We start from the raw sequence: 19,882 nt of genomic DNA on the forward strand, positions 1-19,882 counted from the left end.
ACAGCGGATAGGAAAACCGAAACAGGGCCCGGGGCCCGCACGCTTTCCTCTACACTCTTCCCCACTTGATATCGTACTCCTTTAGCGTCCGGCGACACTCAGAGCGGCGCGTGAAATCTGCAGAGGTGCCAGCTCGTGCATTGAGATTATACACGGGGCTGTGGACGGAGGCCTTGGGGTGGGTGCAGTTGAGAACTGTATTAAAACCAGAACATCCATAGAGCTGGAGGTTCTTGAAAAGAGGAGCAACCTAACGCAGTTAAGCGGTCCAAGACCTTGTTAATGACGTCGTCAAAAAAGGCGTCCAGCCTCGGAAGAAGCCTCCTAAGCGGTAAGCCAGCAAGAGATTTCCGACAGCCAGCGGCTTTATATAGACATTAAAAACCATACCGCCGATCTTAACCACAGTACGGGCCGATTTAACAACTCTCCGTGTAAGAGATCTACACGGAACGCCGCCCCCGTAGCGCCACAATTTATATAACCAACGCACGGCCAGCCCCATGGGATTCGTATCTCAAAAGGCGATTATCCACGCCCGCTACGTCTCGCCAGACGCATACATATACGGCCCCACCGTGGTGGGGAGGGACAGCTTTATAGACGCCGCTGTGATAGGCTACCCGACACGCCAGAAGATACTCAAGGGCTTCTCCTCCCTCGACGAGGTCAGCGAGGGAGCGAGAATCGGCGAGTCTGTAATCATTAGGAGCGGCGCCGTGATCTACGAAAACGTGGAGATTGGAGATGGGTGCGAGTTCGGCCACAATGTGCTGGTTAGGGAGCTGTCCAGGATTGGGAGGGGAGTGAGGATCGGCACGCAGGCCGTAATAGAGCGTGAGGTTAAGATCGGGGACAGGGCGTGGATCCAGTCCATGGTCTACATCCCCAACGGCACTGTGATAGAGGAAGACGTCTTCATAGGCCCCAACGCCGTCATAACAAACGACAAGTACCCCCCAAGCAAGAGGCTGGCCCCCGTTGTCATAAGGAGGGGGGCTGTGATCGGCGCCAACTCCACCCTAGTCGCTGGCGTGGAGATAGGCGAAGGCGCGGTGGTGGCCGCCGGCGCCGTGGTCACGAGAGACGTGCCCCCCGGCGTAGTGGTTGCCGGGGTGCCCGCGCGTGTAATTGGCAGGGCGGAGGACTACGCCAGAAAAAAGGCAATTTACGAACAGAGTACGTAGCCCGCCTCAAAAAGTTCAATTATTGCTAGGGCGCGTCATATACCGCCAGTACATTACGTTTATATACACAAATACCTACAGGCGTATGGAAAGGTCGCTAATTGTGGGGGTGTTAGCCTTGTTAATCGCCATAGGTGCATTAATACTAGGTCTAGCGACGTGGAGTAAAGTATCAGCCGTCGAGAGAGATATACCACACAAGATAGATCAGCTGAATACATCTCTAGGGGGCTAAAATAGACTCACTAAACAGAACTCTCATCGACAGACTCGTTTCGCTCAACAAGACGATTAGCGACGTCGCTACCCGCGTCGCCAGGTTGGAGAAGAAGGCCAAGGCGGAGAAGGAGATTGTAATTGTGCCTATCGACACCCCCATCTTCGACTTCAGTGTCGATTTCTTAATAACCTACGTCAAGAAACTACGTTTTGACAACAACACGGCGGGGGTGGTGTTGCTTATAAATTCGCCGGGAGGCGCCGTGGGCGCCACCGAGAGGCTCTACACCACGATAAGAGGCCTCAACAAGACTGTGTATGCCGTGATAGCGGGGTTAGGCGCCTCCGGCGCCTACTACACCGCGGTTGCGGCCCAGAGGATCTACGCGACGCCGTCGAGCTGGGTTGGCAACATAGGGGTAATCGCCTTCCTCTGACCCGACGAGTATCTATACGACCTGCCCGACTATATCTACACCACTGGGCCGTATAAATACTACGGCATGGACCTCACAGAGTTCTACAACGACATTGAAAGTCAGGGCGAATTTTGTCGCCGCCGTTTTAAAGGGCAGGGGCGACAGGCTTAAGGCGGCGCCCGAAGTGTTTGAGACGGCGAGGATATTCAGCGCCGATAGAGCCCTGGAGCTTGGTCTTATCGACAAAATAGGCGGGCTCTGGGAGGCGGTGGAGGACATGGCAGAGGAGCTGGGTCTCGAAAACTACACAGTTGTTGACATATATGAAAAGTACAACGTCACCAGACGCGGCATCGTAATTATACCTCTGGTATCCGGGGGCAAGATCCCGCTGGAGATGTTGCTAAACAAATCGGCGCCTCCCATATACTACCTCTGGCCAGGCGCCGTCCAGCTACCACCGCCTAGAAACGTAACGCCGCCCCTCCCGCCGCCTCCGGCAGAGGAAAAGAAGCCGGCAAGGCCCTACGTGGTGCTCGACGTGTCGCACGGCAACCTAATACCGAGAGGCTTCGTAGAGGTGCTTGTAAAGGAGCTTGTGGAGAGGGGCTACGCCCTGAGGCTGGCTAGAAGCGAGATGGAGCTACAGGAGCTCCTAAACAACGCCACCGGTCTCATAATCGTCAACCCATCCACGCCGTTTACAGACACAGCGGCTGAGGCCGTCTACAACGCCACACGGCGCGGGGTCAGAGTCCTCTACCTAGTAGATATGAGAGCCAGCGGCCCCGTGGCAATGCCACCGTTTATTATCATCGCGCCCTATTCATTCGCAGCCACGCTCGACCCGCTACTCACATACTTCAACATCACGGTCCTAAGAGCTGTTTACAACTTCACCGGCCTAGGCGCCGAGGACTTTACCAGAAACTGGCAGTATGTGTGGGTGAGGGGCTTGAGAAACGACACAGTCTTCAACGCAACGCGGCTAATCTTCCTAAGCCCCACCGCCTTCACCGCCTCCGCCGGTGCGAGGCTCCGGGCAGAGGCCTACATGTTTGGCTACGGCAGAGACGTATACACAGTGGCTGTGAGGGTGGGCAACTTTACAGCAGTGGGAACCGTTAGGAGCTTCACGCCGTATTTAATACAGCTAGGCGACAACACGAAACTGTTTAGAAACATGATATCGTGGCTAGTTGAGGAGAGGCCCATAGCGCCTCCACCGCCAAAGCCCCACACGGCGCAACCACCAACTCCGCCGATATATCCAGAAACACCGCCTCCCACATACCCCTAGGCCAAACCCACCTGTTTTCCCCTCTTTGAGCCAGTTTTTCTAAAAGAGTCGGATTTGGCTAAGGGGTTGAGGTCTTAGCTCAGCGGCTTATCACATATCCCAGCGGCAGATCTACTTGACACGAGTCGGATATCTTGACCTTCACACCCGTCGCGTAGATATCAACATGCTCCACCACGTCATAACCCCTGCGAAAAGCGGCGCCCACATTTTGATAAATGGCTTTATACTCAACTCCCCGAATATTGGCGTAGTCAGCCTTAACCGATACTGGAATGGACGCCAAGGCGGGATGCCTCTTCACAAACTCAGCGCCTTTTACCGCCCTGAGAATTACTCCAAAGGGCGCCCCAACTAAAGCCTCCCTCGGACATTGAGTATTGAACTGGCGAACCACCCACTCACCCAAATTGAGAATCTTAAGATTCTGAGGTGTAGATACCTCTGCGACTAATGTACCGAGAAGTTTGTAGTAGTTGCGTAGCTCCAGGGCTGTTATCAACCGAGAAGAGTTAAATCTCTCCCTCAAAACCAAGGTGTTACCTGCAGAGCCTTTACTTAGGTAGTGAATTCTTGATTTAAACATGACATTTCCAGTACGTGACGCCGACATTACCCCACCACCATCGCGACATACGTACCACTCATCATAGCGGTCAATTGTAAGTTTGCCATACACGCCAAACCAATAAGCCTCGTTTGGGAACACGCTACCACCTTTGAAGATTTTAGTTTGGTTATCCTTAATGTCGAAGGAGAGTGCCATTAGATCCTTAAATGTGATGTCAGCTGATCCAATCTGGTAACCCACCGCTACACCAGCCGTTATATAAGCCTTAGTAATGTTCAGGAGCAACCCCACCTCGCCTGAGTAGCTGTACTGGTTGTATATGAAGAAGAGGGGGATTTTTCCACCGAAATCTCTTTCTGTGTCGATGATAGTGTAGTTGTACCGCCACTCGTATACGCAATCTAGACCGAAACTAGAGAAGTGGTAGCCCGCGGAGTTTCTTGGCTTTGTTTTCAGCGGCCTCTCCGCCGTGACGACCTGGGCCTTTACTACATATGTGACGTTTCTGCCGGCGAGTCTGTGGGGGTCGTAGTTGACGGCGGCGAAGCCGAGGTAATCGTCGCCGTACCAAATGTGAACGTGGATCGACGGCTCCACGCCGGTTGCGTTTCCTAAGTAGCGTAGCCAGTCGTCGAGAACGAGGCCGAATTTGCCGTCTAGCCTAACCACTACCACGTTTCCTCTAACCTCTGCGTCGTCTATCCACACCTCCCCCACCGTGGGCCCCACAGCCGACAGCTGTATGCTCCACATCGGCGGCTTCCCAACCTCTCTGGCCGAGGGCAGTATTATGAATACCGCTGGCCTGTTGCTCGGCTCATATCTAGCGTAGTAGGGTTCGACCACCAGCTCGTATTTCAGGTGGCCCACCTTCTCAAACCTTACATCTACGCCCAGAGGTATCTGATAGCTAGGCCAGTATACTACATACAACACAGCCAGAGCTCCCAGAGCCAACCCGAGGTAGATATTTCACCGGTGCATAAACATGCGAAATCACCAGATTTATTTTTTACCTAACTTTGGCTTCTTACAAAAGTTTATTAATCCTTTGCCTTATTGACTCAGCTCTTCTGCAAGTGCCACTATTAGCTCCACCGTGTTTCTCAGATCTTCCCTGTGGGCCATCTCTACTGGTGAGTGAGAGTACTTGGTGAGTATGCCTATGGCCACAGAGGGGATGCCCGAGACGAAGAAGGCCGCCGCGTCCGTCCCCCCTCCGCCGGAGCCGATCTGTATAGGTATCCCGCGCCTCTTGGCCACCTCCAGCACCTTCTTGGCTAGCTTGTTGTTGAATGCGCCGTAGTTGTCGAATATTCTCAACACGGGGCCGTTCCCCGGCTTGACGCCCCCCGTCCAGTTGGGGTGGCAGCAGGCGGTGGTGTCCACCACGACGGCGTACTTCACGTCTAGGTTTTTAGAAACAGCCCGGGCCCCCATCAGCCCCACCTCCTCCTGCACAGTCCATATAAAAGTCGCCGGGGCGCCCCTTCTGTAGGCCTCGAGAAGCGCCCAGCAACCCGCCCTGTCGTCGAGCGCTGTGGCGGAGACGTACCTCCCCATCTCGACATACCGCCGCGAAAATGCGGCGGGGGTCATGGGGGCAATGCCCATAGCCTCCGCCTCCTGCCGGCTGGAGGCCCCCACGTCTATGTAGAGGTCTTGCCAAGTCACCTGCTGTTGCTGTTGCTGGAAGTGTGGCGGCGCCACTCCGATCACCCCCTCCACCCGGAAGCCGTCGCCGTAGAGGACCACCGAGGAGCCGGGGAGGATCTTGTCGTCGACTCCGCCCACCTTCCTAAACCTCAGCCTCCCATCCTCCTCGACGTTAGTCACGAGGAGCCCTACCTCGTCCATGTGCGCCACGAAAGCCACCTTAGACCTCCCCCGCAGGACGACGTTGCCAAATTCGTCGACTTCGGCACCGCCCACGGCGTTTAGAATCCTCTGCCTCACCTCATCCTCGAAGCCAGACACCCCCAGCGCCTTGGTAAGAGCTTCCAATTCCATGCATCTCCAAAATGCCTAGCTATTATACATTTTTTGTTATATACCCCCGTGGCCACAGTAACGTGCCTTACCACATCCGCGCGGAGCGTGGGGACGTGGCCCCCGTGGTTGTAGGCGTGGGGGACCCCGCCAGGGCTAGGCTATTCGCCTCTCTGATGGAGGAGGCGAGGCTGGTCAACGAGCACAGATACCCAGTCTACACCGGCCGCGTCAAGGGGAGGAGGATAACAGTGGCCGCCCACGGCATAGGCGGCCCCTCCGCCGCCATAGCCCTGGAGGAGTTGAAAATGCTGGGGATGGAGATCTTCGTGAGGATAGGCACCGCAGGGTCCTTCGGCGGGTTGGAGGTGGGCGACGTCTTGGTGGCGGCCGCCGCCGCGGCGCCCGCCGGCGGGGTGCTGGGGGCCTACTTCCCGGGCCACAGCCCTCCCCTGGCCGCGGATCCCCCATCTCACTGTGAGGCTGGCCCAGTCCCTCAAGGCGCCGGTCGGCTACGTGGTCTCCAGCGACGCCTTCTACGCAGAGGACCCCCACTTTGTAGAGTACTGGCGGGCCCGGGGGGCCGCCGCGGTTGAGATGGAATGCGCCACGGCGATGGCGCTTGGGTGGCTTCGGGGGTTTAAAACGGGGTGTGTCCTTGTTATTTCGAATGTGGTGGGGAGGCACGACGTGGTGGATCTATCGGCGAGGTTTAGAGATGTGTTTCTCAAGGTGGTTGAGGCTCTTGACATCACTACTCAGTAGCGACGGCCCTTCTCATCTCCTCCAGATACTCTACGTAGTCTATTAAACATTTCTCACACAGGGCGAGCTCTACGCCGTCGCCGACGCGCAGGTAGCCGAGGTTTTGGTATGTGAGGCGTGTGTTGCACATATCGCATCTAACCCCCACCGCTGTGAGGAATATTTTCAGTTCGGTTTCGTCCACCTCGCTGTACCGTACTTCGCCGCTTTTCAAGACCCGTTTTCTCCGGTTTTTCAAAAGTTTTAGTGAACTCTCTCTCAGTGTCTTCACATTACTATATACGGGTTTAAAAGAGACTTAAGGCTAATAACCCTTACCAACTCTACGCAGTGCTCTACCTCTCTCTGGTGAAGTACCTAGGAGCCATCGCCCTGGGCTACGCGCTGGGCAAGGCGCTGGGGAGGCGCCCGCCGCCGTGGATATTCACGGCAGTCGTCACCGCGCTGGTTTTCTTCGTGGCGGCCAACGCCTCCGAGGTGGTGCTGAGAAACGTGGGGGGGTTCCTCTTCGTGTCTTTTCTATACGCCCTGGCCCTGGTGCTGGCCTCGGCGGCGCTGGGCTCGGCGCTCGACAGAGGAGGCGCCGCCAACTCCGCCCAGAGGCCGGCCATTTCGCTCTACGTCGTCTTCGCCCTAGCCGCCGGCTTCGCCGCGGGGTCGGTGGCGAAGCTTGACTACTCTTCTGCGGTTGACCCCCTCCTTATTTTACTGCTGTTGGCGGCTGGCGCTGACATGGCGGGGGTGGGGGTCAGGTTTGAGGTATCTATGCTGGCGGCCCCGGCGATTTCCCTCGCGGCCACTGCCGTGGTTGCGCCGTTTTTCACACTGCTGTTCAACATCACGCCGGCCGTGGCCTTCGGCATGGGGTGGTACAGCTTCACCGGGCCCTACCTGGCGGCGGCGGGCGACGCCGCGGGTGGCGCCTACGGGCTGCTGGTCAACTTCCTCCGAGAACAGCTCACCTTCGTGCTGGCCCCCCTGCTGGCTAGGCGGTTTGGCAAAGTCGGCGTCTTGGCCATGGGGGGCGCCACCACGATGGACAACACGTTGCCGCTGTACACGGCGCTGTACGGATCCTCCTTTTCTATATATGCATTTGCCAACGGCGTGGTGTTAACCGTGCTGGTTCCCATAATCGTGCCATTAATACATCAAATCTACACCAACATTATATAAAGAGGGGTATAACGGTAAGAAGTTAAATATGAGATGTCAGCATCTCAATGACTAGAGTCAGAGACCTGCTGGGGATCTCCGCGGCGTCGTTATTGAGATATGGAATAAAGCCCGACGACGAAGTCCTCTACGCAATTGAGGTGCTGGAGAGCCGGGCGCCCCACGTGGCTAGGCTTTTGAGAACAGTAGTGGGCGAGCGCGCCTCCTAGACCCTCCACCTTGGTGTGTGGCTGTGTCTAATCCCGAGCTGATCAAGCACTCTTCCTGCAAACGTGGTGACTAGCTCGTCTATGGTTTTAGGTCTCGTGTAGAAGCCAGGCGCCGCAGGCATCACGACGGCGCCCGCCATGGTGACCAGCTCCATATTTCTAATGTGGACCAGCGAGAGGGGACTCTCCCTGATCACGAGAACCACCCTCCTCCTCTCCTTCAGCCCCACCTCAGCGGCTCTTATGATGAGATTCAGCGAGAGGCCGTTTGCAATTGCCGCCAGGGTCTTGGTGGAGCACGGCACCACCGCCACCGCGTCGATGGGGTAGCTACCCGACGCCGGCGGAGCTGATAGATCCGCCTCGTCCCACACGTGGTCAGCCATAGACTTCACATACTCGGCGTCGAGATCCGTCTCGAGCTTCAGCACCCTCTCGGCCGTCTTCGACATGGAGAGATGAACCTCCACACCCGACTTCTTCAACAACTCCAGCACCTTGACGCCGTAGATCACGCCAGAGGCCCCGGTGATGCCTAGGAAAACCCTCATCCTATATGTATATGTAGACGTCGTTGTCTATGAGGACCCCGTCCTCCACCTCCCTGCCGCCGTGTAGCAGGTAGATAGGCTTCTTCTCCACTTTGACAGGCGGCCGCTCAACCGGCGGCAACGCCGCGGCTCTCTTCAAGACGTCAGCCACGTGGCGGGCGAGGAGGCCGAATTCCCGGGGCTCCGGCGGGATTTTGAAAACCAACCCGTGGCTGTACTTAAGCGTGAAAACTCCCTCTGGCGTGTGGGGTGACGGCGTAATTTTCCTAGCCGGCAACGTCTGGGCCGCGGCCTCGGTGGTGGCCGCCGCCTCGTACTCCCTCCCGCCGAGGAAGACGGCAACAACCCTCGGCCTCGACTTGTGGTAAAACTCCGTCACGGCCCGCGCCGCCTCTGTCTTTAGTTCTAGAAAGTCGAAGTAGGGGTCGGCCCCCTCTCTGCCTATGGGCACCCCCTGGAAGGCGCGCTCGTTTACCACTGGGGCGGCGGCGGTGGGCGGCATATCCACAACCCCCCCTCTTCCAGAGGTATATTAAGAGGGAGAGGAAGTTGACGGCGGGCCAGTCCTCTGAGTGAAAGCCGGAGAGGGCGAGCACGACCTCGCCACCTTGGCCGTACACCACCGGGCCTCCTCCTAACAACATGGAGAGTAGGGAGCGTACATACCTGACGCATGTGGAGCTCGACGACAGTGCCTTGTAGGGGTGGAGGTAGTACATTGGCGTGGAGATAGAGCCTTCTATAAAAACGTGAAGTATATATTACCAACTCTCCACGTTTATATGCCTCGTAGGAAGAGCAAGGTGCCACTGGAGAGGGTATCCCTGAGGCTACCCTCCGAGTTGATAATGAGGATAGACCGGCTGGTGGAGAGAGGCCTTTTCAAGAGCCGCAGTCAGTTGATAAAACACGCCTTAAGAGAAATGCTGAAGGAGCCGAGGTTCCAAGAGGTGTTAAACGAAAAAGAGGACGACTTCCCCACTCTGAGAGGCAGATAAAGTAAATAAGGAAGTGCACAAGACCACCCATTGATGAAGGCAGGTGTGTGGCGAGTTGTGAGCGGTGGTGACAACACTGAATAAAAAACCTGCGCCGTAGGGACTTGACTTGAGCAACGGCGTCAAGGCACTTCAATATTTGCGTGTCTCTTGGCTAGCTCCGCCTCGTTTTTCCCCAGCCGCTTCATGAGGTCGGCTATTACGGCGTCTAGCACAACCATGGCGGTGTCTTCGAAAAGGGTGCCTAGGGGGGACAGCGGCTCGTGTATGCCTAGTATCTGGCGTGCGAAGTAGTCGTCCATCGAAGCCACCTTAGTCCTGCCCGGGACAAACACCACGATGTCCGCCAGCTTGCCGAGGGGCGAGTCGGGGTACGTGGTGATGGCCGCCACCTTGGCCTTCATCTTCTTAGCCGCCTCAGCTGCGGCGACGACTATCTGGGTGGTGCCGCTTCCCGAAATAGCCACCACCAAATCGCCCTCCTCCACCGATGGGGTAATCGTCTCGCCCAGCACGTAGGACCTCGCCCCTAGGTGTCTAAGCCTCATGGCGAAGGCCCTACCCACCAGTCCGCTCCTCCCCACGCCCACGACTAGAATCTTCTTGTTGAGCCTATACAATTCTTCTATTGTTTTTATAAATGTCTCAATTGCGTCTAGATTTAGCTTATCTAGCGATTGAAGTATAAAATTCGCAATTTCTAAATATGCCTTTTTAAAGTATTTAGTCACGAATCTTGAAAAAAGTCAATTTATAAATTTATTCTCTATACATCGACCTATCTCCAAAGAAGACCTCCAGCCGCCTGGGCTTTAGCTGAGATACTATGTAGTCAAACGCCGCCTTGGGGTCCGTGTGGTCGCCACAGGTATATACATCAACCGTCGCGAAGCCGTGCTCAGGCCACGTGTGTATAGATATGTGGCTCTCCGCCACCACTGCGAAGACCGTGAGCCCGCCGTTGGGCCCAAACCTGTACGAACCTATCGAAAGCAACATCGCATTAGCCACCTTCACAGCCTCTTTTACAATTGTAATCAGCGCCGCCTCGTCGCCAAGCACGTGAGAGTCGCATCCATATAGGTTGCCGTATACGTGCCTCCCCACTACTACCCTACCCCCCACGCCCCCCGCCATGAAACTCCCCGTACCACGCAATTTAAAAATTTAACCCCCAAAAACCCTTACACTACACGTTAGTACCTGCATACACCATACTTGTAAAACCAAAAAGACATCCAATAAGAAAATAAAGAAGAGACACCGACCCCCCTTGAGAAATATTTTTAGGCAACTGGCACCCTAACACTGATCACTTTAAAAACATAACTCGGTGAGAGGAACCGCGAGCGGAAAAACTGGAGAGGATTAAAAAGGAGATTTACCACTCTTCCTCTTCTTCCCACTCCTCTTCAAACTCCTCCCACAGCTCCTCTTCCTCCTCCCACTCCTCCTCTTCTCTGTACCAAATCGGCATAGACCCCCCGAAAAACTCTATTTATAAATTTAGCCTTCATAGCGTCTGTGGCGAGGAGGGCCTATGTACAAGGCTTGGCCCAGCGGCGGGTAAAGTACCGATTCGACATAGACCCGCCGGCCCCCATCAGGCAGTGGGTCTCTGAAAACTTGGAGAGAGTGGGGCACTTGTTGGAGGGCGAGTGGGGCGGCGTCTTCTGCCCCTCGGCGCAGTTGCCGGGGCTGGGTCTTTTGCTGATCGAGTGGATGGGGGGCCACCTGGCGGCTGATGTGTCCATCTGCGCCCCGGTGTCGCACCCCGCGCCGCCGCAGTTTGTATTCGACGTGCCGGTTGGGCGCGTTGACATATGCGTAGAGCCAATCGCCCCCGTCGGAAGGGCAGTTGAATACGTAAAAATATGTACCCCCACCGTGAAGATGCTGGGCAGGGTCACGCTCCGGAGGAGCTTCGGGGTTGTGAAGTATAGGGGGTTGCTGTTCGCCACCGAGATTAGGTACGGCGCCGATCAAAGGGGCGGGGTCCGCCTGGAGATCGCCCGGTACAGCTGTACCCAACACGACACGTGGGACGCCGTGAGGAAGCTAAAAAAGATCCTCAGCTCCAGGTATTGATGAGGTATGTGGCCGTTGTGTGCCCCCGGTGCGGCAAGGCGAGCGCCGCCAGGTTAGACGCAAAGAGGCACCAGTGCCCCTACTGCGGCTACGTGATGCAGGTGGAAAGCGCGTCTATCATCGCCGTGGGAAGCGCCAGGGCCGTGAGGGAGGCGGTTGTTAGACATAACACGCAATTAGGCTAAGGCAGTTAGTGAATAACATTATATAATTTCCAAGACCTACACCTTGCCAATGCATGTAGAGAAGTTCGCCTTGGGGGAGACTACATATAGGTACTTCCCGCTTAAGGCGCTTGAGAGGGAGGGATACGACGTGGCTCGCCTCCCCTACTCCATACGCGTCCTTCTAGAAAACGTCATGCGCAACCTCGACGGGCGCGACGTCACGAGAGAGCACTTGGAGAAGCTGGCCAGGTGGAATCCCAAGGCGCCTGAGGGGGAGGTGGCTATCAAGATCTCTAGGGTGGTTATGCAGGACTACACCGGCGTCCCCGCCGTGGTTGACCTCGCCACTATGCGGGACATAGCTGTGAAGATGGGCAAAGACCCCTCTCTTGTGAATCCGCAGGTCCCGGTGGACCTCATAATTGACCACTCTGTCCAGGTAGACTTCTGGGGATCGCACGAGGCGCTTAGGAGAAACCTCGAGCTCGAAATAACCCGCAACAGGGAGAGGTACCGCTTCCTAAAGTGGGCCCAGCAGGCCTTTAGAAACCTCAGAATCTTCCCGCCGGGCACAGGAATAATACACCAGGTAAATCTAGAATACCTGGCTAGGGTAGTGATGACCGACGGCGACTTGGCGTATTTCGAGACGCTGGTCGGCATGGACAGCCACACCACGATGATCAACGGCCTCGGCGTCGTGGGGTGGGGAGTGGGCGGGGTAGAGGCCGAGGCGGCGATGCTGGGGGAGCCCATCACGATTAGAGTGCCGAGGGTGGTGGGGGTCCACCTATACGGCGAGCCGAGGCCCGGCGTCACGGCAACAGACATCGTGCTGGCCGTGACGGAGTACCTGCGTAAGGTGAATGTAGTAGACGCCTTCGTTGAGTTCTTCGGCGAGGGGGTGAGAAAGCTCTCCGTCCCCGACCGCGCCACTATAGCCAACATGGCGCCGGAGTACGGCTCCACCACCGGCCTGTTCCCCGTCGACGAAAACACCCTCTCGTATCTAAGGGCAACCGGCAGGCCGGAGGACCTCGTCGCGTTGGTTAAGAGGTACTACGAGCTCCAGGGCGTCTTCGGCGGAGTGGAGGGCGCAGAGTACAGCCAGGTGGTGGAATTCGACCTATCCACGGTCGAGAGGAACGTGGCGGGCCCCACCCTCCCGTGGCAGAGGAGGAGCCTCGCCGAGGCGCCGAAGAGCTTCCTCACGTTCCTCCAGGAGAGGAAGAAGAGGACGCAGAGGAGGGCTGTGGAGATTGAGATAGACGGTAGACGTGTCGAGTTCGGAGATGGAGACGTGGCCATCGCCGCGATAACCAGCTGCACCAACACCAGCAACCCGTACCTCCTAGCCGCCGCGGGTCTCGTGGCCAAGAAGGCCTACGAACTCGGCATAAGGCCGCCCCCATACGTGAAGACCAGCTTCGCGCCGGGCTCCAGAGCCGTTGCGGAGCTGTTGGAGAGAAGCGGGTTGCAGAAATACCTAGATGAGCTGGGCTTCCAAGTCGTCGCCTTTGGGTGTACCACGTGTATTGGGAACTCCGGCCCCCTGCCCGAGCCCGTGGCCAAGGCGATTAAGGAGCACGACATACTCGCCGCGGCGGTGCTGTCGGGCAATAGGAACTTCGAGGCAAGGGTGCATCCAGACATCCGCGCCGCGTATCTCGCCTCGCCCCCGCTGGTGGTGGCCTACGCCATTGCGGGCACGGTGTTGAAAAACCTGGAGTCGGAGCCGCTCGCCTACGGCCAGGGGGGCAGGCCCGTGTATTTAAGAGATCTCTGGCCCACCCCCGAGGAGGTGAATAGGGTGGTGGAGGAGTGGCTAGACCCCAAGATGTATGTCGAAAAGTACAGCAAAGCTGGCGAGCTTGTTCCAGAGTGGCGGGCTCTGGAGGCGCCAAGCGGCCTCCTCTACAAGTGGGACCCGGGCGACACCTATATACAGCCGTCTCCCCTCTTTGAGGGCGAGGTAAAGGTCGGTGACATAAAGGGGGCGAGGCCGCTGTTGGTGCTTGGCGACAGCATTACGACGGACCACATATCGCCGGCGGGCAACATAACGACTGACAACCCCGCTGGGCAGTACCTCATGTCCCTCGGCGTTAAGCCCTCGGAGTTTAACACCTTCGGCGCCAGGAGGGGCAACTGGCATGTGATGGTACGGGGCACCTTCTCCAGCAAAGGCTACAAGAACAAAATCGGAAACCTAGACGGCGGCCTCACCATCAAGTTCCCAGAGGGGAAGGTCATGACCGTCTTCGAGGCGGCGGAGGCCTACAAAAAAGAGGGGACGCCCCTAGTCGTCCTGGCTGGGAAAAACTACGGCGCGGGGTCGAGCAGAGACTGGGCCGCCAAGGGCCCCAAGCTACTGGGCGTCAAGGCTGTGATAGCCGAGAGCTTCGAGAGAATCCACAGATCCAACCTAACCATGGTCGGCATAGTACCCATACAGCTACCCCAAGGCGTAACTGTCGACAGCCTCGGCCTAGAGGGCTCAGAGACGATAGACGTGGTGGGGCTCTCCGAAGGCCTGGCGCCCGGCAAGGAAGTCACGTTGAGAATCCACCGGAGGGACGGCCGCGTAGACGAGGTAAAGGCCAAGCTGGCGGTGTACACCTGGGCAGAGGTGGAGTATATCAAACACGGCGGCATACTGCCCTACGTCCTTCAGAAGTTGATGCAGAAAAGTAAATAGTTTTAAACCCAGCCCCGACGGCGTATATGCGCAGGGTACTCGTAGCCCTCCTTCTGTTGCTGGCGGTGGGCTACGTCGGCATAAACTTCGTTGGACTGCCTCCACTACTCGTAGCCGAAAACTTAGCACTAGCCGCGACGTACGCCGCACTGGGCGCGGCCCTCCTCCGTGGAGGAGGTAGAAAAATCCTCGGCGTTGTTCTTCTGGTCGCCTCGTTTAACGCCGGGAGAGTCTCCAGATCCATATGGTCGCCTGTCACGGGCTTCGGCGGCCTCCTCGCTGTGGAGCACATCCCGCTCCTCCTCTACCTAGTGGCCGTCTCTATACTCGCCCTAATACCCCTCGTCAGAGGGGGGTAATGGTGGAGTACATCAAACACGGCGGCATACTGCCCTACGTCCTTCAGAAGCTATCGCAGATCTCGACGCGCCGTCTCTCCGGCATGTGAGAACAACGCCGCTACATATTTGTAGGGGAGTTTTCTGGAAGTTTCGGCGGGGTCTATGGATAACTGGCTTTAAAACAGTACACTCAATTTACACGTGATATCAATATATAGACTATTGTTTGTTAAAACTTCTATTTATATATTTTTCCTTTTGACTGACTTAAAGAAGGCTGTTTGATTGTTTTTGTTTTTGTATAGTGGTCCGGTTATGTTCGCCGAGCTAAAGATTTATAGAGTTAAGGGGTTTCAACATGGCGGTCTTCACGCTGGGGCTTTCGCCGGCTGTTCCACTATAGAGACTTCGGGCTGGTTGTGGAGTGCTGGGCGGATCTGTGAGCGCCAAGGCACATGCTTCCGTAATTCAGCTGGCGGGGCACGTCCGAGGAAACTCGCCGAAACCCCCCACTCAACACAACGATGGCTGAGGCTGTGATAAATGAGTCACATTCAGCGCCGCTACCTCGGCGCATCCTACACTGGTATTACCACCTCTCTGTATATACCCACAGCTACAACTATGCGTGAAGGTCAAGCTTGTGAAGGTGGTAGATGGAGTTGGGCTGTACGAGGCGCCGCGCCACCTCGTCTACGCTGAGCCCCTCTACGTGGTGTACAAGGCCGGTGGGAAAGTCGACGCCGCCACCACGAAGGTGCTATACGACGGCGAGAGGTGGCTAATGCCCCTCCCCGCTGAGGAGGCCGAGGTTGAGCTGATCTACGTGGGATCTGTGGAGAGTCTGCGGGGGTAGAGTTCTGAAAGCCAGAACTCCAGTTCTAAAGCTGTGACTTCTCGCCACGGCCACGCCATTTGGGGCGATGCGGAGTAGCTGGCTGTACTCCCTCAAGCCAAATTTTTCAAGAACCGCCTCATCACTTCTAAACACCACCTTGGTGTTAGACAGCTGGAGAACCAGGGCATTTAAATCCTCAGGCATATGCGTGGCGAAGACCACGCCTATTCTACGCACGCGTCCAAGCCGCGTTATTCTGTTTATCATATCCTCCACAGCCTCCCTACTCAAATCCTCGCCGCTCTGCGGAAAATATTCATGAGCCTCGTCAATTAGAACAAAAGCCGGACGCGGGGCACCCCTCCTAAGCTCCTCATCCTTCACCTCCAGCAACTTTCTCAACAATCTATACACAACAATAGAAGCCGCCGTAGGCCTCTCTCTAAACAGATCTAAAAACACCACCACAGGCTCTGAGAATAGATCCCCGTAGCTCGGCTCTCCAAAAAATACACGACGCTTTCTCTCATGCATGCTCAAATCCCACCACACGTCAATTATCCCAGTATTCTTAAGGGATGTGAAACCCCTCACCACGCTATCTTTCTGGCTTTTGTGAATCTTAATCTCTTCTTCAAGTAATTTGTAAATTCGATGCAACGTCCCAACAACTGAATCTATATCTATACTGTTACGATGTCTAATCTTATTGATTATGAGTGTAACAATATCATCATACAGAAGAGCTATTCTAGGCGTGCCGAAAAAGGGGAAAAGGGTGGGGATTTCCCAAATGATGTCTTTCAGCTCTAGAGCCCATGGAATAAGCTTAATCTCCACTCCGTGGGGGAGGCGGATGGAAATCCACTTTACCCGGCCTCTATCTGCCTCGACTTCTACATCTTCAACTTCGTAGCCACCCCCCATAACTCTCTCCATGAAGAGCTTCCCCAGCCCGTAGCCCACCGCCTTGGAAAACAGAGTTTTGTCGGATACTGCGGATAGGTCGCCCGGCTCTTCCCCCTCTCCTAGAAATTCATTGGCGTATCTGATTAATGTTTCGCTTTCCCTGTGGAGAAAGCTCCGCGTCACTGGCCACACCACGGTGAGCCGGTTCAGGTGTCTGTACCTGGCGCCCTGCGCCGGTATTGTCAAGTGGATAAAGTCGCCTTGGAAATCAAAGGCAATCGGCGTAATTCCCAAATCCCAGTAGGCGGAGAGGGCAATGTTCTTTAGAAATGTCGTCTTCCCAGCCCCCGTCGTGCCCACGGCGAGGATGTGCATGAAAACCGCCTCGGGGGGCAACCTCACCTCCACATCCAACTCCTTGTTTATATACAGCTTGCCCAGCAGAACCCCCACCTGCGGAATTCCTAACATCTTAGCAACTACCTCGGAGGAGGGTATGTAGACACTGCTAAGCGGATCTATGGGAGAGGCTGGTTGTACCGGATCGCAGTTTTCAATAGAGGCGCATTCAGCTAAAGGCTCTAGCTCAATTACAGCCGGCGTGGAGAGGCCTTGGCTGTCTTCAATAGGCGCATCTAGGGCTCGTATTCCCAGCAACGCTGCAAGATGCTGACGTTTTATAGAAGACACCTGGGCTAAAACCAGCGATTTATGTACCCGCGTCTCAATTAAGAGGAGATCCCCCACCTTTATGAGGTGTTTCGCATATACGTCAAACGGTATCTCCACCGTTATTCTGTGTTGCGGCCCCACTGCAATCACCTCACTTGCTGAAACTACGCCAATTTTTTCACCCAGCATGACACTCCATCAAAGTGTCGTAGGTAAGGCTAACCCCCCTTGCCCTAAGTTTCCCACATACATATAGAAACATACGCCTGCTCTTCTCCTTGGCCAGCTTATCCACGACGGCGATGTGGTAGGGAAGCCAGAGACTTGTCCTGTACCTCAACAACGTGGGCAACGTCCTCTCTGCAACATCTGCGCGAAAGGCCTCAATTCTAAACTGCGCCCCCCAGCTGTACACATACCATAGGTACCTGTCGGGGAGGGAGGGGAGCTCCTTACTTTTAATTCTTTGTATAAACGGGCCGAAAACCACCACGTCTGTGACAGACCGGGCGTATATCTTACCCAGCTCAACCGTCGCAACCTGGTCGTTACAATTGCTAAGCGACACGCCGTGTTGCTCAAGCCACTCTCTAGCTCTACAAAGCTTCTTAGACTTTTCAAGCCTCTTCACAACCGCCACCGCTCTCCTCTCCCACAAAGCCTCCACTCTCATCATATCCAGCTCCACCAAACTTCTAAAGCCGTAGTAGAGGGGCCCGTCCACCAGCAACGTCTCATCTTTTGGCGTGAATTTAATTAGCGAAGTTTCCACAAGCTCTCTCACAATTCTACCCACCGTATCTCGATGCAGATCGCTAGTAAACCACTTGTCGATCCCCTGGATTCTGTAGCGCACAACCGCGATGTCCTCCAACTGTTTAAGCGTCTCCACGTCGTCTGACTGAATTGCGACATACTTGACGTCGACTGTGCCGGGAGCCTCAACAACTCTGTCATTGGCATACGCTACTCCAGCCGCTATAAAGAGGCGGAAGTAGGGGATGGAGACCATGCGGAGAGAGCCATCTACAGCGTACCCCACCTCCTCGCCGTTGCCCACGGGCCTAGACACGTCGGCCTTCGAGGCATCTATCTCGCCCAGCACCTCCTGCTCCTCCCCCTCAGATCGAGGTTTAAGAGGAGATCTAATACTCACAACGCGGTCCAGAAGCATTTCGAGACCTCTTAAAAAGTCCATCGTTTAAAATAACAATGTAATTTATATAACCGACGGTTAAATTCTAGATTTAAGTATTAAGGACTTGTGCGACGACGTTGACATCGCCGTGTTAAATGGTGACGCTAGAATAGAGGCGAGGGAGGTCGACTGCGAGAAGTGGGACGCGCCGAGTTGTGTAGAGGTGCTAGCTGTCTGCGCCTCCGCGGGGTGCGATGACGGCGCCGCGCCTGCGGTTTACTACAATGTAGATAGGGTAAAGAGGTGGGTGGAGAGACACATACGTAGCAACCTCGCCTACATCGCCAAGCACTGTCTTGGCGTGAAAGGCATCGCCTTCAGTTGCGACGAGGTTAGGCAGTTTATCGAAGTTGCCCAGACTGTGTGCAAAACCACAGAAGCCGCCGCCTTGAAAGTTTATATTTATAAAAGCTTATATTTATACAATTTAAAAAACAGGTAGCAAAATATGACGCGGGTAGCCGAGCTTGATAGCTGGCCGCTGTTTCCTTCGATTGAGATTTATAGTAAGATGCTAACTGAACTAAAACACTACGAGACAGAAGATAGACTTAGTAATTTATAAAATCTAGAAAAATTAAATAAAATAGTTAAAAAACTTGATGAAGTGAAGGACCAACTTGATGAAGTATTAAAATACTACTTGTTATACGGAGGGACTGCTTGGGGGATAGAACTTACCGCCCGGTGCCTTTCAAATGAAGAGCCGCCTCACGTAGCAGGGCCCGCCGTCGGCGGCCACCATTCAGACAAAAGAGAGTCAAAGCTTTGTCAGGAGCCTCCCGTTGCCTTTTTTGACACAATTGATGAAATTTTGGAAGACGCAAGAGAGTACGGGGTGAGGCCGGAGGTGGTTAAGGCGGTGTTATACTCAGCGGCTGAGAGGGTGTTTGAAAAAGGTCTTGAAGTAGGCGACAAATACGAGGAAGTGAGGAACTTGGCTCAAGACATAGCAAACGTCAAGGTAGAGACTAACGACGTTGAAACAGCGATTGAGTACTTGAGAAAGAGCCACATCTTATTTACTATAAGAATGAAGAAACTAAGCAAAAGCCCAAAAGAAGAGGGAGGTAGAGATTCTAAATCTGATTCCCCTTTCAAAATAGTCTTCTCCGACCCCCGCTACGCCTTGGGGGCATATATGCACTACCAGCATACACTATATGGAACGACGTACGTAGACGCATATTATAAGGTAAAGGATGAGATAATGGGACAGCTTGATAAGAGTGCACATTATCTTGAATCTATATTTCTTGCCAATGTGGCGTTGGGTGTGTATGCCTTAGTCACCGGTCATGATAGGCCTGATAGAGGCCATCTTCCTGATAAATTTGTGAAATACCTTAAGAACGGCTGGGAGATAGACGCGTATGTGACTATAAAGCGGAGGGATGGGCCGATTAGCTTCTTGGCTGAGTTTTCTATTAACTATGACAGAAGTCACGTAGAGAAGTGTAGTGAGGCGGCTAACCGCTTGAATACTTACTGTATCTACGCCGTGTACAGAGGGGGCGAGGTGAGGTTGGAAGGTAAAGTCTTAACCACGCCTCTTTCTCTCTTCTTTGCACTTTTGTAACGCCGTTC

The 19,882-nt window shown here is 55.0% G+C and carries 25 protein-coding genes; 16 read left to right on the top strand and 9 right to left on the bottom strand.

Translation table 11 applies throughout. The features are described 5' to 3' along the window. Nucleotides 1-503: 503 nt before the first annotated feature. The 4 genes from P186_RS12850 (at nucleotide 504) to P186_RS12855 (ending at nucleotide 3,125) form a co-directional block, all read left to right on the top strand. The gene (locus tag P186_RS12850) at nucleotides 504-1,187 is read left to right on the top strand and encodes an acyltransferase (RefSeq protein ID WP_014289947.1); all 684 of its coding nucleotides are present in this window, start codon (nucleotides 504-506) and stop codon (nucleotides 1,185-1,187) included. 85 nt (nucleotides 1,188-1,272) lie between these two features. Beyond that, nucleotides 1,273-1,422: a hypothetical protein gene (locus P186_RS13935; RefSeq protein WP_158307152.1), complete on the top strand. Its 150-nt coding sequence runs from the start codon at nucleotides 1,273-1,275 to the stop codon at nucleotides 1,420-1,422. Nucleotides 1,423-1,507: 85 nt separating this feature from the next. After that, nucleotides 1,508-1,843 (top strand): S49 family peptidase, encoded by a 336-nt coding sequence (locus P186_RS14430; RefSeq protein WP_237179422.1) that lies wholly within the window; start codon nucleotides 1,508-1,510, stop codon nucleotides 1,841-1,843. 94 nt (nucleotides 1,844-1,937) lie between these two features. After that, nucleotides 1,938-3,125 carry a Clp protease/crotonase-like domain-containing protein gene (locus P186_RS12855; RefSeq protein ID WP_237179423.1) on the top strand — a complete coding sequence of 396 codons (1,188 nt, stop codon included), beginning with the start codon at nucleotides 1,938-1,940 and terminating at the stop codon, nucleotides 3,123-3,125. A 79-nt stretch (nucleotides 3,126-3,204) separates the two neighbouring features. Here P186_RS12855 and P186_RS12860 read toward each other — a convergent pair whose 3' ends face one another. Both P186_RS12860 and P186_RS12865 read right to left on the bottom strand, forming a co-directional pair. Then, the gene (locus tag P186_RS12860; protein WP_237179424.1) at nucleotides 3,205-4,632 is read right to left on the bottom strand and encodes a hypothetical protein; all 1,428 of its coding nucleotides are present in this window, start codon (nucleotides 4,630-4,632) and stop codon (nucleotides 3,205-3,207) included. Nucleotides 4,633-4,752: 120 nt separating this feature from the next. Next, complete coding sequence (locus tag P186_RS12865) at nucleotides 4,753-5,706, bottom strand: M42 family metallopeptidase (RefSeq protein ID WP_014289950.1); 954 nt, start codon at nucleotides 5,704-5,706, stop codon at nucleotides 4,753-4,755. 62 nt (nucleotides 5,707-5,768) lie between these two features. Between P186_RS12865 and P186_RS14490 the strand changes: the two genes are divergently transcribed. Next, the gene (locus P186_RS14490) at nucleotides 5,769-6,281 is read left to right on the top strand and encodes a nucleoside phosphorylase (protein ID WP_250634614.1); all 513 of its coding nucleotides are present in this window, start codon (nucleotides 5,769-5,771) and stop codon (nucleotides 6,279-6,281) included. Next, nucleotides 6,202-6,450: a phosphorylase family protein gene (locus P186_RS14495; protein WP_250634615.1), complete on the top strand. Its 249-nt coding sequence runs from the start codon at nucleotides 6,202-6,204 to the stop codon at nucleotides 6,448-6,450. Before P186_RS14490 ends, P186_RS14495 begins: the two co-directional genes overlap by 80 nt. On the opposite strand, the gene P186_RS12875 is transcribed toward P186_RS14495, so the two are convergent. Continuing rightward, a complete protein-coding gene (locus P186_RS12875; RefSeq protein WP_237179425.1) occupies nucleotides 6,440-6,664 on the bottom strand; it encodes a hypothetical protein in 225 nt (74 codons plus the stop codon). The genes P186_RS14495 and P186_RS12875 overlap by 11 nt on opposite strands. A gap of 116 nt (nucleotides 6,665-6,780) precedes the next feature. Between P186_RS12875 and P186_RS12880 the strand changes: the two genes are divergently transcribed. Further along, on the top strand, nucleotides 6,781-7,626 hold the full coding sequence (locus tag P186_RS12880; RefSeq protein WP_014289952.1) for a LysO family transporter: 846 nt from the start codon (nucleotides 6,781-6,783) through the stop codon (nucleotides 7,624-7,626). A 47-nt stretch (nucleotides 7,627-7,673) separates the two neighbouring features. Then, the gene (locus tag P186_RS14125) at nucleotides 7,674-7,835 is read left to right on the top strand and encodes a hypothetical protein (protein ID WP_014289953.1); all 162 of its coding nucleotides are present in this window, start codon (nucleotides 7,674-7,676) and stop codon (nucleotides 7,833-7,835) included. On the opposite strand, the gene P186_RS12885 is transcribed toward P186_RS14125, so the two are convergent. Together P186_RS12885 and P186_RS12890 are read right to left on the bottom strand one after the other, a co-directional pair. Beyond that, nucleotides 7,832-8,386 (bottom strand): UbiX family flavin prenyltransferase, encoded by a 555-nt coding sequence (locus tag P186_RS12885; RefSeq protein WP_014289954.1) that lies wholly within the window; start codon nucleotides 8,384-8,386, stop codon nucleotides 7,832-7,834. The genes P186_RS14125 and P186_RS12885 overlap by 4 nt on opposite strands. 1 nt (nucleotide 8,387) lies before the next feature. Further along, nucleotides 8,388-8,888, bottom strand: coding sequence for a hypothetical protein (locus tag P186_RS12890; protein WP_014289955.1), 501 nt, complete (start codon nucleotides 8,886-8,888; stop codon nucleotides 8,388-8,390). Nucleotides 8,889-9,168: 280 nt separating this feature from the next. Between P186_RS12890 and P186_RS12895 the strand changes: the two genes are divergently transcribed. Then, nucleotides 9,169-9,384 (top strand): ribbon-helix-helix domain-containing protein, encoded by a 216-nt coding sequence (locus P186_RS12895; RefSeq protein ID WP_148683081.1) that lies wholly within the window; start codon nucleotides 9,169-9,171, stop codon nucleotides 9,382-9,384. Between the two features lie 122 nt (nucleotides 9,385-9,506). Here the strand turns inward: P186_RS12895 and hxlB are convergent, their stop codons facing one another. Both hxlB and speD read right to left on the bottom strand, forming a co-directional pair. Then, nucleotides 9,507-10,115 carry a 6-phospho-3-hexuloisomerase gene (hxlB, locus tag P186_RS12900; RefSeq protein ID WP_014289957.1) on the bottom strand — a complete coding sequence of 203 codons (609 nt, stop codon included), beginning with the start codon at nucleotides 10,113-10,115 and terminating at the stop codon, nucleotides 9,507-9,509. A 28-nt stretch (nucleotides 10,116-10,143) separates the two neighbouring features. Further along, the gene (speD, locus tag P186_RS12905) at nucleotides 10,144-10,521 is read right to left on the bottom strand and encodes an adenosylmethionine decarboxylase (RefSeq protein ID WP_014289958.1); all 378 of its coding nucleotides are present in this window, start codon (nucleotides 10,519-10,521) and stop codon (nucleotides 10,144-10,146) included. A 387-nt stretch (nucleotides 10,522-10,908) separates the two neighbouring features. Between speD and P186_RS12910 the strand changes: the two genes are divergently transcribed. The 5 genes from P186_RS12910 to P186_RS12930 all read left to right on the top strand — a co-directional run bounded on the left by P186_RS12910 (nucleotide 10,909) and on the right by P186_RS12930 (nucleotide 15,534). After that, nucleotides 10,909-11,472, top strand: coding sequence for a hypothetical protein (locus P186_RS12910; protein WP_014289959.1), 564 nt, complete (start codon nucleotides 10,909-10,911; stop codon nucleotides 11,470-11,472). Next, entirely contained in the window at nucleotides 11,472-11,657 is a 186-nt protein-coding gene (locus P186_RS12915) for a hypothetical protein (protein ID WP_014289960.1), read from the top strand. Before P186_RS12910 ends, P186_RS12915 begins: the two co-directional genes overlap by 1 nt. Before the next feature lie 49 nt (nucleotides 11,658-11,706). Then, a complete protein-coding gene (gene acnA, locus P186_RS12920; protein ID WP_014289961.1) occupies nucleotides 11,707-14,337 on the top strand; it encodes an aconitate hydratase AcnA in 2,631 nt (876 codons plus the stop codon). 26 nt (nucleotides 14,338-14,363) lie between these two features. Continuing rightward, nucleotides 14,364-14,696, top strand: coding sequence for a hypothetical protein (locus tag P186_RS12925; RefSeq protein ID WP_014289962.1), 333 nt, complete (start codon nucleotides 14,364-14,366; stop codon nucleotides 14,694-14,696). A 610-nt stretch (nucleotides 14,697-15,306) separates the two neighbouring features. Further along, nucleotides 15,307-15,534: a hypothetical protein gene (locus P186_RS12930; RefSeq protein ID WP_148683082.1), complete on the top strand. Its 228-nt coding sequence runs from the start codon at nucleotides 15,307-15,309 to the stop codon at nucleotides 15,532-15,534. Here P186_RS12930 and P186_RS12935 read toward each other — a convergent pair. Then, on the bottom strand, nucleotides 15,460-17,286 hold the full coding sequence (locus P186_RS12935; protein WP_014289963.1) for an ATP-binding protein: 1,827 nt from the start codon (nucleotides 17,284-17,286) through the stop codon (nucleotides 15,460-15,462). The two genes, P186_RS12930 and P186_RS12935, sit on opposite strands and share 75 nt — an antisense overlap. Then, nucleotides 17,276-18,295, bottom strand: coding sequence for a DNA double-strand break repair nuclease NurA (locus P186_RS12940; protein WP_014289964.1), 1,020 nt, complete (start codon nucleotides 18,293-18,295; stop codon nucleotides 17,276-17,278). The genes P186_RS12935 and P186_RS12940 overlap by 11 nt, the downstream gene beginning before the upstream one ends. A 64-nt stretch (nucleotides 18,296-18,359) precedes the next feature. Here P186_RS12940 and P186_RS12945 point away from each other — a divergent pair, with 64 nt between their 5' ends. Both P186_RS12945 and P186_RS12950 read left to right on the top strand, forming a co-directional pair. Beyond that, the gene (locus tag P186_RS12945) at nucleotides 18,360-18,737 is read left to right on the top strand and encodes a hypothetical protein (protein WP_014289965.1); all 378 of its coding nucleotides are present in this window, start codon (nucleotides 18,360-18,362) and stop codon (nucleotides 18,735-18,737) included. 165 nt (nucleotides 18,738-18,902) lie between these two features. After that, nucleotides 18,903-19,874, top strand: coding sequence for a hypothetical protein (locus tag P186_RS12950; RefSeq protein WP_014289967.1), 972 nt, complete (start codon nucleotides 18,903-18,905; stop codon nucleotides 19,872-19,874). Nucleotides 19,875-19,882: the final 8 nt, after the last annotated feature.

It is taken from the genome of Pyrobaculum ferrireducens (genome assembly GCF_000234805.1).
In the GTDB taxonomy this organism is placed as follows: Archaea; Thermoproteota; Thermoprotei; order Thermoproteales; family Thermoproteaceae; genus Pyrobaculum; species Pyrobaculum ferrireducens.